Origin of the sequence: Exiguobacterium sp. UBA5002, assembly GCF_002396765.1 — a bacterium.
In the GTDB taxonomy this organism is placed as follows: domain Bacteria; phylum Bacillota; class Bacilli; order Exiguobacteriales; family Exiguobacteriaceae; genus Exiguobacterium_A.
In genome coordinates this window covers 37,560-51,356 of record NZ_DGYQ01000020.1, presented here as the reverse complement: position 1 = coordinate 51,356, position 13,797 = coordinate 37,560, and the positions used below count along the sequence as shown (strand labels likewise).

Below are 13,797 nucleotides of genomic sequence, written 5' to 3'. Positions count from 1 at the left end.
ATTTGAATCATTTACCCGTCTCCATTGGCTATGAAATCAAGCGACTTCGAAAAGAAAAAAAGATCACACAAGCAGAATTATGTGAAGGCATCTGTAGCCAAGCTGAAATTAGTAAAGTCGAAAACGGTAAAAATTCACCTACCATTGATTTACTCCAACAAGTGGCAAAACGGCTGAAAGTACCATTATCGATGTTGTTTCAAGATCATTTACGAAGCGATGTTTTTCAATCGTATGACGAGCAATTAGCAGAACTATTGCGTACTAATCAATACGTTGATGCTTTAGAGATGATCGAACATGTTCTTTCAACGGTAGATTTTGAGGAAGTTCGTGATTTGGCAGCATATTATCAAGTCATCGTTCAGGAAAAAAGTGGTCAACTTCACTACTTAAAAGCCATTCAATTGCTCGAACGATTACTCAATAAAGAACACCTTTGGTTTGAATCAGCTATTCTGTATATAAGAATTCAGATGGCGATAGCGAATTTGTATGTTGAACACGGTGACTTCGATTTAGCGGAGGGTATCTTCCAGGCATTGATTCAATCGAATTATCCATCCATCGAATTGAAAAAGGTTCGAATCAAGATTTTATATAACTATGGACAACAACTTTCTAGGCAAAAAAAATACCTTGCCGGTCTAAAAATCACCGAACAAGGTATTCAAGAGAGTCTTCAAATAGAAGATGGTCATTTCTTAGGTCACTTTTATTATCAGCGAGGATATTTCACTCAACAACTGAATGGCGATCTTTCAGCTATCCAACGCGATTTTACGATGGCCTATTCCATTTTTCGAGTATTTGATATGCCAATTCATGAAAAACTGCTTCTGGAAGAACATGCAGAGTACGTTCTCTTCCCAACTTAGAACGAACGACCGAATTGTCGGCATTCTTGAAGTGCTTGTTCGATTAATTCAGAGGCACGTTCCGGATATTGCTGATGTCCCTCGAGAATGACAGTCGATACATCCTCAATGCCGAAAAATGCCAATAGATCGAGCATGTAGCGAACAGCGTGTTCACTCGGTGCTTTCTCTTTCGTCGAGTAATCACCACCGCGTGAATGAATCAACAGCACTTGTTTGTCTTCAACAAGTCCGATCGAACCTTCGGCTGTATAACGAAACGTTTGACCAGCCTGGGCGAGATAATCCATGTAATTGTGAAGCGGTGCCGGAACCGTTAAGTTCCACATCGGAAATGAAAAGACAACTTTATCGGCATCTAAGAATCCGTTTAAATACTCCTGAAGTCGCTGTGCATGTGTCGCATCCTCTCCAGTTAATTCCTCGCCTTTAAAGAGGCGACCTGCCGCGCTCGCCAGTTTCAAATCGAAGAAGGGAAGACGTTCTTCAAATAAATTTAAAACCGTAACTGTATCATCCGGATGTGTTTCACGATACGCGTTCAAAAAGGCATCGTTCAATTCAGAGCTAATGCCTTTTTTTTGATGTGTGCTATCGTTCGCTTCGATGAATAGTAAATGTGACATAATCATTACTCCTTTCTATACCTCTCTATTCCCATTCTACTTAAAATCATGACTTCCCAATATTTTATTATTTTTAGAAAATTCAGGTTTTATTTCGGTTCTGATAAGGAAAAATAAACGACAGGAATTAGAAAGAGGGGATGGCGGTGAATACACAGCGACGTTCTTCCAATAGTCTGCAATATCATCGAGAGATTCGAGCAAATTATCAATTGTTCGGGATGATCATTTTTGTATTGACGAGTTGTAGTGCCGTTTTATATATCGTTGCCAACGTATTTAGTCGTTCTGGTCTGAACGGGGAGGATTGGACACGTGCACTTGTCATTGCAAGTGCTGGAATCGTGCAATATTTCATCGGTAAAAGTTCGTTGTCAGATCGTTTAAAACCTCATATGATGTCGAGTATTTTTTTATTGATTCCTTATATTTATTATCCATTCATCGATCGGGGAGTCCAGACGGTTTGGGCATGTGCCCTTCTTTTCATTTTAGCGTCCTTAGTCGTCATCAACCGAACGATGCTACTGTATGCAACAAGCATCACGACGGTTTCTCTTCTTTATATTTGGTATCAAACTCCATCACTTGAAAACACTTCGATGTTTGTATCCGATCACATCGCGCGTATTGGACTTATCTTGATTGCGACGATCATTAGTTTACTGATCCATAATCAATATGTTACCCGTCTTGAACGAAATATTGACTACTTAGCCCGTTTACAGGAACAAGCATTTACGGATCCCGTGACAGGTTTACCAAACCGCTCTTCGTTTGTCATTGAAGTAGATAAGAAAAACAAGATGGCGATATGATTTGTCTTGTGGACCTGGACGATTTCAAAACAGTAAATGATGCATTCGGTTACCGAACCGGAGATCGTTCATTACACATCATTGGTCGGCGATTGATGAATCGTTTTCCGGATTGTACGATTGCGAAAGCGAGTGGAAGTGCATTCTTACTGCATGTGCCTCATCATCATGATGCACGAGTGCTCTGTGACGACATTTTATCGAGTGTAGCAGAACGTGTACAAATCGACTTTAAACAGATTAACGTCACTGCAAGTATTGGTGTTTCCTATATGAATGACGAAACGACGGACCATGTCATCAATGATACGGAGATTGCCTTGTTCACTGCTAAATCCAATCGTAAAAATACGTGTATGCGATTACAGATTTGGCGACACAAAATGAACGAAAACGGGCGCTTCAGTTAACACGCGACTTATACGATGCAGAGTTGGATCGCGACTTTTTTATTTTATTTCAACCTCAAGTCAATGCAAAAACGCGTCAAATTACAGGAGTCGAAGCATTGATTCGTTGGAATCATCCGGAATATGGTCTTGTTCCGCCAATTGAGTTCATTCCACTTGCGGAAAGGACACGTTTCATTGAGACTCTCGGAGGTTGGGTCATGCGTCAAGCCTGTTTCCAAGGAAAAGCATGGTTGGAAGAGGGGAAGGAACCTTTAACGATTTCCGTGAATGTCTCGCCGTGGGAACTGCGCCAACCCGATTTTACGGAGCGTGTATTAGCAATCTTAAAACAGTCAGGCTTTCCTCCATCATTACTCGAAATCGAAATGACAGAACACATCTTCATCGAAGGAACTGAGCAAATCATCGAGACATTAAATGCACTCCATTTATATGGGATTCGGATTGCGCTCGATGACTTCGGAACGGGCTTCTCATCCATGCAACCATTAGTGGAGTTACCATTCGATCAATTGAAGGTTCCAAAAGAAATCGTTCAAGAAGCCATTCATTCAGAGAAGAAACGAGCGATGATCGAGACGATCATTCAGTTAGGAAAGCGATTAGATATGACAATCGTAGCTGAAGGGATTGAATTAGAAGAAGAGGCGGCATTGCTCGAGCGATTGGGATGTCATACGTTGCAAGGATATCTCTTCCATCGCCCGTTACAACCAAGACAATTAGAACACTTTTTGACGATATATCGAGAAGGCTGACGATATGGTATATCAAAAAAAGAGAGTAAACAGGCGATGGACATAGTCCATCGCCTGTTTGTATAACTGTATATCAATGAATCACAGATACCGCGCAAAACGACGTTCGAGAACCTCTTGAATGACTGCGATACAAGAACAGATTCCCCAGTAAATGAACGCAACGACAAAATAGACAGTCATATAATCGAATTCGCGCCCACCGACGATTTTTGCCTTTTGAAAAATCTCAGGAACTGTAATCATGGCAGCAAGCGATGAAGCTTTAACCAGATCAAGCAAAACGTTTGAGAGTGGTGGGATGGCAATCCGGATCGATTGTGGCAAAATAATACCAACAAACGTCCGATACCTGGATAAACCGAGTGACGCTGCCGCCTCTTCTTGACCACGATCAATCGATAACAAAGAGGAGCGAATGATCTCCGCCATGTACGCAGCACTGTTCAAACTAAAACCGGTGATGGCTGCTGTTAACGCGTCAAGTTGAATATTGATGACCGGCAGTCCGAAATACAACATGAACAGCAACACGAGAATCGGAACACCACGCATGAACGAGATATAAGCGCTAGCTCCGATGCGTAAAAGTCGAAGGTGAGACAGACGGCAAAGGGCAAGGATTAACCCGATTCCGAGACCAATGGCCATACTGAGCAAGGAAATCCATAATGTTTGTCCCAGTCCACTCAAAATATAAGGAAACGATTCGACCGCCAATTCCGGATTGAAGACGGACCGCCAATCAATTGAAGACATCGTTAGTTCACATCGACGATCGTCGTTTTGACGTCAGGCATTTGGGAGACATCTTTTCCGGCATAGAATTGCTTCGAAATTTCCTTTAATGTGCCATCTTCCTTCATTTTATCGAGTTGTTCGTTAATGTTGGATTGAAGTTCCTTGTTATCTAAATCCATGATTAAACCAACCTGACTTGGATTATAGGCGATGTCCGGATGAATCGTGATATCGAAGTCTTTGAAGAAATCGACAGCGAGTGTTTGCAAGTAATAATCATTCAAGATGACGTCTGTGCGACCATTTGAGACATCTCGTAGATATTGATCGTTCGTCGCATTATCGTAAGTGACTTCTTTTGCACCGTATTTTTTAGCAATCTGCATATATGTCGTTGTTGCTTCTCCGGCAGCTTTTTTTCCTTTTAGATCTTCTAAAGACTTAATGCCTGACAAATCACTTTTACGGACGATTGCCGTACCATACGTATATTTATATGGTTTTGAGAACGCGAATTTTTCTTTACGATCATCGGTGATCGTAATGTCGTTAGCGGCAAGATCAACTTGACCCGTATTAACACTTGTCAACATACCGTCGAATGACATCTCTTTGAATTTCACTTTCAAATCAAGACGGTTTGCTACTTCTTTGACGACTTCAACGTCAAATCCAGTCAACTTATTGTTTTTCTCTTCATGATAAGATGTCGGATAAAGTGTACCAGCCGTAGCGACGACAATCGTTCCTTCTTTTTGAATCTTGTCATATGCGGTTGCCTTCTCCTCTTGCTGACCACATGCGCTTAATAAAATCGAGCTTCCTGCGATCAAGAGACCCGTAAATTGCATTGTTTTTTTCATCGTATTATTCCTCTCTTTATTTCCATGATCAATAACTCTTTTCATAGTTAAAAATACCACGGAATCATATGTTCGGGCAAAGTAATACGCGCACAAAGTGTAGAATTCAACCAAAAAAATATTGAATGAATATCCAAGTTTATGTAAGCGTTATCAATGTTGATATATGGTAATTCTACCTTCGAAGGTTAAATAAAATGAAGATTATGCATAGTAGCGAGTAAACATAAAAGGGTGTAAAGTATAATTTAACTGAATATACAGAAAATTAAGAAGGCAAGGAGAGTGCTACTATGACATTTCATCAATACCCTGAACAGCAGGGATTATACGACCCTCGTATGGAACATGATGCGTGCGGGATCGGGGTTTACGCACATCAAACAGGACGAGCGAGTCATGAAATCGTTGAACATGCATTGGCCATGCTTTGTCAAATGGAACACCGTGGTGGACAAGGAAGCGATGCGAAGACCGGAGACGGGGCGGGTATTTTAACGCAATTACCAGATCGGTTGTTTCGTGAAACGGTTCGTCACATTTCCTTTCCTAAAAAAGGGGATTATGGCGTTTTCATGATGTTCTTACCACGTGAGGAACGGGAACGGATGCGACTCGAACGAACGTTAGAGTCAATCATTTTGACGGAAGGACAAGACGTCTTAGGATGGCGTACCGTACCCGTCCAGTCCGAAGTGCTTGGGTCGGGTGCCCGCCGCACGGAGCCAGTCATTCGTCAATGTTTCATTGGTGCAAAGGCGATGGAAGGATTGACATTTGAACGAACACTCTTTTTAATTCGTCGCGCATTTGAACGTGAATCGGAGCAACTCGGTCTTGAACAATACGTCTTGAGTAGCTCGAGTGAAACAATCGTGTATAAAGGACTCGTGACGACGGATCAACTACGTGCGTACTTTGATGATTTACGAGACGAACGCTATCAGTCAGGCTTTGGTATTGTACATTCACGTTTTAGTACGAACACGTTCCCAAGTTGGAAACGTGCCCATCCAAACCGTTATTTGATTCACAATGGCGAAATCAATACGTTGCAAGGAAACATTCGGGCAATGCGCGGTCGAGAACGTCGACTTGCTGAGACGACGTACGGTAATCGGGCAGAGGAAGTGTTACCGATATTGGATGAGACAGGTAGCGACTCATCAATGCTTGATAATGCGTTTGAGTTTCTTCATCTGTCAGGTCTTTCTCTCGCTGAGACAGCACTGATGCTCGTGCCGGAACCGTTCGAACATGCCGAAATCAGACCGGCGAAGCGCGCGTACTATGAGTATCACAGTAGCATGATGGAACCGTGGGATGGTCCGTCTGCCATCGTCTTCACGAACGGAAAACAGATTGGTGCGACGCTTGACCGAAACGGTTTACGCCCAGCGCGATATGTATTGTTGCGCGATGGTCACTTCATGTTGTCGTCAGAAGCAGGAGTACTCCCTCTTCGTGAACAAGACATTCTGTACAAAAAACGATTAGCACCGGGTGAACTGCTTTTACTCGACTTTGCGTCCGGTCAGTTGATCGCAGACGAAGAGATCAAACGGGAGCTAGCGACACGTCATCCCTACGCGGAGTGGCTCGCGCAAGAAGTCGTTTCCCTTTCAAGTAACGACTTCAAGGAAACACTCGTTGAACTTGGAACGAAACAACGGCATTTTGGATATACGCGTGAAGATATCGATCAATACTTGATTCCACTCGTCGAAGAACAAAAGGATCCGTTAGGTGCGATGGGGACGGATATGCCGCTAGCGGTCTTAAGTGAACGCCCTCAATCCTTGTTCCGATATTTCAAGCAACTGTTCGCACAAGTCACGAATCCACCAATTGACGCGTTACGCGAAGAGATCGTCACCTCGACGCTGACATGGCTTGGTCGACAAGGGGAACTGCTGACGCCGAACCGCGCGAACTGTCGTCGTGTTCGCTTAGAGACCCCGATTCTGCGACCAGACGAAGCCCATGCGCTTAAACAAAGTGGACTTAAGCAAAAAACGATTTCGACGACGTTCACCAACTCGCTTGCAGAAGCGCTCGACATGATCGTTGATGAGGCTGTGACCGCTGCACGAAACGGGAATGAATTATTGACATTATCGGATCGTCTCGTACGCCCCGGCACATTGCCGATGCCCATCCTCTTAGTGACGAGTGCGATTCATCATGCGCTGATCCGCAAGGGATTACGTACAAATCTCAGCTTGATCGTTGAAGGGGGAGAGATTCGTGAAGTCCACCATGTCGCGACGTTGCTCGGATATGGTGCGGATGCGATTTATCCGTACCTGGCATATGCGACGCTTGAAGAAGCGGTAGGGGATCGTTTTACGGATGTAGACAAACGTTACCAAAAAGCAGTCACCGAAGGCGTCGTCAAAGTCATGTCGAAGATGGGCATTTCGACGGTCTTCAGCTACCGTGGTGCGCAAATCTTTGAAGCAGTCGGAATCGATCGCTCCGTCATCGACCAGCATTTCACTGGTACGGTCTCTCAATTGAGCGGGATGACGCTTGAACTGATGGAAGAAGAAGTCCGACGAGCACAACAGATTGCAGATGAACGGATTCATTTAGAGTCCGGCAGTGTCTTCCGGTACCGTCAAGCAGGAGAACATCATGCCTTTAACCCAGCAACGATTCATTTGTTGCAACACGCATGCCGTACGAATGATTACCGGCTCTATCAAAAGTACGCTCAACGCATTCAGGAGGAACCGGCAACGGTGCTACGACATCTGTTGACGTTCAAGGAGACGACGGCGATCCCAATCGAAGAAGTCGAGCCTGTCAGCGAGATCGTCAAATACTTCAAGACGGGTGCGATGTCATACGGCTCGTTATCAAAAGAAGCGCACGAGACGCTTGCGATCGCGATGAACCGCCTAGGCGGAAAGAGTAATAGTGGTGAAGGCGGTGAAGAGGAGGAACGATACGAACGGGATGAAAATGGTGACTTCCGGATGAGTCGAATCAAGCAGATCGCCTCTGGTCGTTTTGGGGTGACAAGTCATTACCTCGTTCACGCGGACGAATTACAAATCAAGGTGGCACAAGGTGCGAAGCCCGGAGAAGGTGGTCAATTGCCTGGTGAAAAAGTCTATCCGTGGATCGCACGGGTGCGTGCATCGACACCGGGTGTTGGATTGATTTCCCCACCACCACATCACGATATCTATTCGATTGAAGATTTGGCCCAGTTAATTCATGACTTAAAACGTGCCAACGATCAAGCCCGGATTAGCGTCAAACTTGTCGCAAAAGGTGGCGTTGGAACGATCGCGGCTGGAGTTGCGAAGGGGCTTGCGGACGTCATTGTCATCAGTGGTCATGACGGCGGTACGGGTGCCTCGCCGAAGACGAGTATTCAACATGCCGGACTGCCATGGGAGCTTGGTCTTGCTGAGACGCACCAAACGTTGACATTAAACGGGTTGCGCGAACGTGTCGTCCTTGAAACCGACGGAAAGCTATTGACTGGTCGCGATGTCATCCTCGCCGCGATGCTCGGAGCGAATGAGTATGGGTTTGCGACAGCTCCGCTCATCGCCGTCGGATGTATCATGATGCGTGCTTGTCATCTCGATACGTGTCCTGTTGGTGTCGCGACGCAAGATCCAGAGCTCCGTAAGAAATTCACGGGATCTGCCGATGACGTCGTCCATTTCATGACGTTCATCGCTGAGGAAGTACGAGAACATTTAGCGAAACTCGGTGTAAGACGGCTGCAAGATCTCGTAGGGCGTACGGATTTACTCGAACCATCGGAGCGACAACGGACGCATTGGAAAGCGAAGAGTCTTGATTTTTCGCGTCTCCTCGTCCATGTGACACACGGTCCGGCTGAACAACAACAGCATCATGTCGAGCGTTCCTTTGACGCTCGTGAAATATCGCCGTATTTGGAGGCGGCAGATTTCAGTCAGCCTCAGACACTACGTTTAACGATTCAAAATACAGACCGTGCGATCGGAACACAGACCGGTGCCATGCTGACAAGACGGTTTGGGGCACTTGGTCTGCCGACGGATCGATTGAAACTCGAACTGAATGGATCTGCCGGACAAAGTTTAGGCGCGTATTTACCACGCGGAGTAACGCTTGATGTCACGGGAGAAGCGAATGATTACGTCGGGAAAGGATTGTCCGGAGGTATCATCGCCGTTCATCCTCCACGTTCGATTTCGTTCGTCTCGTCCGATCAGTCGATCATTGGTAACGTCGCACTTTACGGGGCGACGAGTGGAGAACTCTATGTCAACGGTCAGGCAGGTGAGCGATTTGCGGTTCGAAACAGTGGAGCAGTCGCTGTCGTCGAAGGAATCGGTAATCATGGACTCGAGTATATGACCGGTGGATCCGTCGTCGTCCTTGGCGATGTCGGAAAAAACTTTGCTGCCGGTATGTCAGGTGGTGTCGCCTATGTCTTACCGCGTAATCCTGAACAATTTTTACAGCGCATCAACCGCGAACTCGTCACGACGGGACCCGTCATGCATGTCGAAGAGATTGCGCGACTGAAGACGTTCATCGAACGTCACGTTGCACGGACCGGTAGTGAGCAGGGCGATGCGATTCTAGCGAACTGGGATCATGTCATTCATTCGTTCATCCGCGTCATTCCTTCGACGTATGAGAAAGTGACGACGTTGATGGCTGATTTCGCAAAACAAGGACACAACACCGAAGAAGCGATGTTGCTCGCATTTGAGACACATCTAGGGCGCAGAACAGGAGGGGTACGATGAAACGACGCGATCAATTCATGACAGTTGCTCGTTTGGGTGGGACGGAACGACATCCAAGCGAACGGGTGGGTGACTTTAAGGAATATAAGACGGCTTTGACGGAAGCGGAAGCGAGTCAACAAGCAAGTCGATGTATGGATTGTGGCACCCCATTTTGCCATGTAGGGGAAGTATTTGATCAAGTGAAGATTGGTTGTCCAGTCTATAACTTGATTCCAGAATGGAACTTGCTCGTAGAAGAAGGGCGTTTTCAAGAGGCACTCGATCGCCTTCTTGAGACGAACAATTTCCCAGAATTCACGGGTCGTGTCTGCCCAGCGCCATGTGAAGGATCGTGTACGTTGTCGATTCATGAACCTGCGGTCGCGATCAAAGATATCGAACGGACGATCATCGACATCGGCTTTGAAAAAGGATGGGTCGTGCCCCGAATTCCAGCAATACGATCGACACGTTCGATTGCCATCGTTGGATCTGGTCCTGCCGGTCTTGCGGCTGCCGATCAGCTGAATCAAGCCGGTCACCAAGTGACGGTCTTTGAGCGGGAAGATCGGATTGGCGGATTACTCACGTACGGTATACCAGCCATGAAACTCGATAAAGAGGTCGTACAGCGCCGTGTTGATTTGCTTGAAGCGGAAGGGATTCACTTCCGAACGAACGTCACGATCGGCGCAGATATCACTCTCGAGACACTTGAAGCGGAGTATGACGCGGTGATCTTATGTGTCGGCGCGACGGAACCGCGCAAATTAACGGAAGCGCCAACGCGTGGAGTCGGTTATGCGATGGATTATTTGACAGGAGTGACACGTCACGTGCTCTCGCAAGAACCGTTGTCTCCTGATCACGATGCGAAAGATAAAGATATTCTCGTCATCGGTGGAGGCGACACCGGAGCGGACTGTGTGGCAACAGCACTCCGTCAACGCTGTCGCTCCGTCGTCCAATTCGGTAAACATGAACAACCAGGTACGACGCGTGCGACAGGAAACATGTGGCCGGATACACCGTCACTCTACTCAATCGATTATGGGTATGCAGAAGCTTTTCAACAATTCGGTCGGGATCCTCGTGAATACTTGATCGCCATCAAGCGATTCACAACAAGTGAATCGGGTCAAGTCACCGGTGTCTGGACGATTCAGACGACGAAAACAAAAAATGAATCGGGTGCAGTGATCTTTGAGGAAATCGAAGGGAGCGATCGTTATTTCCCAGTCGATCAAGTCTGGATCGCCATTGGATTCAGTGGTGTCGAAGAGAATGTACTCGAACATTTAGCGGTCGCTTCGGAACGCGGGAAAATCAAGACGACGCGTTATGCGACGAACCGGCCAGCTGTATTTGCTGCAGGTGACGCAAGACGTGGTCAATCATTGATCGTCTGGGCGATTCGCGAAGGTCGTGAAGTAGCGGAAGCCGTCGGACACTATTTAAAAGCAATGCAACAAACAGGCTAAATCACATGGTCTGGATTTCTGGCATCATCAGAAATCCAGGCTTTTTTGTGTTTGGCAAAGATATCTGCCAGTTCAAAAATAACTATTGATTTTGTTTCAAGATGAAACACCGAAAATATTTCTGCTATTCTTATAAAATGAAGAGGAGGTATGACAGATGAATTCAGAAATCATCTATTTCGTATGCGAGAGTGGAATGGCGAGTAGTGTCATGGGTGCTACGATTTTAAGAAAGCGCTTACTTGAATGCGGTATTACGACAGACGTTAAGACATGTCGGATCGCAGAACTACCTGATCAGGCATCTTTTATCGTCGGAGAAACGCAACTCGTCCATCGACACGTATGGAAAACACATTGTTCTGTGCATCCAGTCGATCGGGTTCTTGATCCGACTGCATATGATGTCATCCTCGAATCTTGGCAGAAAAGAGTGAGGCTGCATGACTGAATTTACACCACGGGAACATGATATCTTATTTTTCCTCTTATCACGCGAAGAACCTGTTCAAATACAAGAGATCGCGGAAACGCTCGAGACATCGGAACGAACGATTCAACGTGAACGCGATCATCTTGCCCAATCTTTAGAAGATCATGACTTGCGTTTGACATATGTCCGCGGCAGAGGTCTCTTAATTGAAGGAACAGACGAAGCCAAACATGTATTACGGGACCAATTATTGTTGTCACATAAACAATTACCGAACGCTGAAGATCGCCAAGTCGAGTTAGCGTATCGGCTACTACAAGAAGAAGGGATGGTCAAATTACAGGCGATCGCCCATGCGATGTATGTGGCTCCGAGCACGGTCAGCCAGGATTTAGAGCGGATTGATGAGTGGTTTCTGCAATATGACCTTGAAATCAAGCGCAAAAAAGGTATTGGTGCTGAAGTCATCGGTGAAGAAATCAACAAACGCCGTTTACAGATTTCATTGATTTTTACGCAATGGGATGTTCTCGCTTTCTATCGGTTGTTACAAGGCGCCGCTGGGCAATTACCTCATCTGTTACGCTTGAATCGAACATCTTGGCTTGAGATGATCAATCAAGCGTACGCGGTCATTGCGCCATTGACGAAAGAAGGGCGTCTCAATGACCGACAAATCATGCGTGCGACACTCAGCTTAGCTTTACAAGCGTTGCGCAAAGATCAGTTTCCGATGCGTTACGAGTTAAAAGCGTATCCGGTCGAAATCCTCAAATGGGTGGAACGTGTCGAAGAGCGACTACCTGACACATTGTCGATTGCCGAACGCCAATGGTTATCAGAAGAGTTGCGTGCTTTCTTTCAATCGGACGCAGGAGATACGGAAGAACTCGTCACGCGTCTTCGTGTGAAACGATTGATTGAACGTGTTTCCTTAATGTATGGAACGAACTTCACGAAGGATCATGCGCTAGAACGCGGACTCGTTTCGCATATTCAATCGTACACACGTCAAAATAGTGTCAATCCATCTTATGTCATCAAACAAATCGAACGGGAATATCCGCGCTTGTTTGATGCGGTCAAACAAGCAGCACTGTCGATCTTCACCGATGTTACATTCGAAGACGTGGATTTAGCTTTTTGGGTCATGCACTTCGGTGCCGTTCTCAGCAAACCGACACCAAAACTCCCATATCGTGTTCTAGTCGTCTGCTCTGCTGGACTCGGTTCCTCGAAGTTGTTGATGAATCGGTTACGGCAAGAATTCGCTGAACTCGAGCACATCGATAACTCGTCCTTGTTTGGCATCGAACGGTTACCAATCGATTCGTACGACTTTGTATTGTCGACTGTACCGTTGCCTGACATTCGTCCACCACATCTTCTCGTCAACCCGTTGCTTCCTCAGGATGAGGTCGAACGGATTCGGAAATTAATTCTCGCCTTGCCTAAATCCTTTCAACCGGCACCGCGAAAGATGAAAACGGAATGGCTCGATCTTGAGCAATTGCATCGGCTCGTTGCATCGTCCATTCAAGTATCGGACGGATTCCGAATGGAACGGTTAGAGCGGGTGGGCGATGGGATTGAATCGCTCTTGTTTGAGATCAGTACACGCATGGTCGAGCAAGGATTGGCGAAGTCAGCTGTTTCGCTCTCTGGACAATTGTTACGTCGTCATGAGATGTCAGGTCTTGGTATTCCGGGAACGAGGCTTGCGCTGTTTCACGGACGTGATGCGACGATTCAACGAGGGGGATTCCTCATCTTTGAATTGCCTGAACCGATCGACTTGCTCGGAATGGATCAACAGTTACAATCCGTCGAACGGCTCCTCGTCTTGGTCGCACCGGAAGAGACCTCGAACGAACTGCTTGAATTACTCAGTTCGATCAGTGCTGCGATCATCGAGAGTCCCGAACAAATGGATCAATTCGAGTTCGGGGAGGAACAGACGATTCGTCTGCTTTTGAATCGAACGTTTCGAACGGTCATTGATCAATTCCTAGGTCACACGTGAAAAAATCCCTGTCAC

At 46.2% G+C, this 13,797-nt stretch carries 11 protein-coding genes; 8 read left to right on the top strand and 3 right to left on the bottom strand.

Features of this window, described 5'->3' with window-relative positions; translation table 11 throughout:
- Nucleotides 1-2: 2 nt before the first annotated feature.
- Nucleotides 3-878 (top strand): helix-turn-helix domain-containing protein, encoded by an 876-nt coding sequence (locus tag B4C70_RS04555; protein WP_290777223.1) that lies wholly within the window; start codon nucleotides 3-5, stop codon nucleotides 876-878.
- Here the strand turns inward: B4C70_RS04555 and B4C70_RS04550 are convergent.
- Entirely contained in the window at nucleotides 875-1,504 is a 630-nt protein-coding gene (locus B4C70_RS04550; protein ID WP_050678294.1) for an FMN-dependent NADH-azoreductase, read from the bottom strand. The two genes, B4C70_RS04555 and B4C70_RS04550, sit on opposite strands and share 4 nt — an antisense overlap.
- A gap of 146 nt (nucleotides 1,505-1,650) precedes the next feature.
- On the opposite strand from B4C70_RS04550, the gene B4C70_RS04545 reads away from it, so the two are divergent.
- Genes B4C70_RS04545 through B4C70_RS04535 form a run of 3 tightly spaced genes read left to right on the top strand, consistent with a single transcriptional unit; the run spans nucleotide 1,651 to nucleotide 3,493 of the window.
- On the top strand, nucleotides 1,651-2,322 hold the full coding sequence (locus tag B4C70_RS04545) for a hypothetical protein (protein WP_290777220.1): 672 nt from the start codon (nucleotides 1,651-1,653) through the stop codon (nucleotides 2,320-2,322).
- Entirely contained in the window at nucleotides 2,319-2,732 is a 414-nt protein-coding gene (locus B4C70_RS04540) for a GGDEF domain-containing protein (protein ID WP_290777218.1), read from the top strand. Before B4C70_RS04545 ends, B4C70_RS04540 begins: the two co-directional genes overlap by 4 nt.
- Nucleotides 2,675-3,493, top strand: coding sequence for a putative bifunctional diguanylate cyclase/phosphodiesterase (locus tag B4C70_RS04535; protein WP_290777216.1), 819 nt, complete (start codon nucleotides 2,675-2,677; stop codon nucleotides 3,491-3,493). Before B4C70_RS04540 ends, B4C70_RS04535 begins: the two co-directional genes overlap by 58 nt.
- 81 nt (nucleotides 3,494-3,574) lie before the next feature.
- Here the strand turns inward: B4C70_RS04535 and B4C70_RS04530 are convergent, their stop codons facing one another.
- Both B4C70_RS04530 and B4C70_RS04525 read right to left on the bottom strand, forming a co-directional pair.
- Nucleotides 3,575-4,252 (bottom strand): amino acid ABC transporter permease, encoded by a 678-nt coding sequence (locus tag B4C70_RS04530; RefSeq protein ID WP_290777214.1) that lies wholly within the window; start codon nucleotides 4,250-4,252, stop codon nucleotides 3,575-3,577.
- Between the two features lie 2 nt (nucleotides 4,253-4,254).
- Complete coding sequence (locus tag B4C70_RS04525) at nucleotides 4,255-5,097, bottom strand: transporter substrate-binding domain-containing protein (RefSeq protein WP_290777212.1); 843 nt, start codon at nucleotides 5,095-5,097, stop codon at nucleotides 4,255-4,257.
- A gap of 293 nt (nucleotides 5,098-5,390) precedes the next feature.
- On the opposite strand from B4C70_RS04525, the gene gltB reads away from it, so the two are divergent.
- From gltB to B4C70_RS04505, 4 genes are all read left to right on the top strand, one after another.
- Nucleotides 5,391-9,863: a glutamate synthase large subunit gene (gltB, locus tag B4C70_RS04520; protein WP_290777210.1), complete on the top strand. Its 4,473-nt coding sequence runs from the start codon at nucleotides 5,391-5,393 to the stop codon at nucleotides 9,861-9,863.
- Complete coding sequence (locus B4C70_RS04515; protein ID WP_290777208.1) at nucleotides 9,860-11,326, top strand: glutamate synthase subunit beta; 1,467 nt, start codon at nucleotides 9,860-9,862, stop codon at nucleotides 11,324-11,326. The genes gltB and B4C70_RS04515 overlap by 4 nt, the downstream gene beginning before the upstream one ends.
- A gap of 157 nt (nucleotides 11,327-11,483) precedes the next feature.
- Complete coding sequence (locus tag B4C70_RS04510; RefSeq protein WP_050678288.1) at nucleotides 11,484-11,777, top strand: hypothetical protein; 294 nt, start codon at nucleotides 11,484-11,486, stop codon at nucleotides 11,775-11,777.
- Nucleotides 11,770-13,782, top strand: coding sequence for a BglG family transcription antiterminator (locus B4C70_RS04505; RefSeq protein WP_290777206.1), 2,013 nt, complete (start codon nucleotides 11,770-11,772; stop codon nucleotides 13,780-13,782). The genes B4C70_RS04510 and B4C70_RS04505 overlap by 8 nt, the downstream gene beginning before the upstream one ends.
- Nucleotides 13,783-13,797: the final 15 nt, after the last annotated feature.

Coding starts and splice junctions, on each gene's coding strand:
- B4C70_RS04525 (WP_290777212.1), bottom strand. CDS start 5,097: ATGAAAAAAACAATGCAATTTACGGGTCTCTTGATCGCAGGAAGCTCG.
- B4C70_RS04550 (WP_050678294.1), bottom strand. CDS start 1,504: ATGTCACATTTACTATTCATCGAAGCGAACGATAGCACACATCAAAAA.
- gltB (WP_290777210.1), top strand. CDS start 5,391: ATGACATTTCATCAATACCCTGAACAGCAGGGATTATACGACCCTCGT.
- B4C70_RS04530 (WP_290777214.1), bottom strand. CDS start 4,252: ATGTCTTCAATTGATTGGCGGTCCGTCTTCAATCCGGAATTGGCGGTC.
- B4C70_RS04505 (WP_290777206.1), top strand. CDS start 11,770: ATGACTGAATTTACACCACGGGAACATGATATCTTATTTTTCCTCTTA.
- B4C70_RS04510 (WP_050678288.1), top strand. CDS start 11,484: ATGAATTCAGAAATCATCTATTTCGTATGCGAGAGTGGAATGGCGAGT.
- B4C70_RS04540 (WP_290777218.1), top strand. CDS start 2,319: ATGATTTGTCTTGTGGACCTGGACGATTTCAAAACAGTAAATGATGCA.
- B4C70_RS04515 (WP_290777208.1), top strand. CDS start 9,860: ATGAAACGACGCGATCAATTCATGACAGTTGCTCGTTTGGGTGGGACG.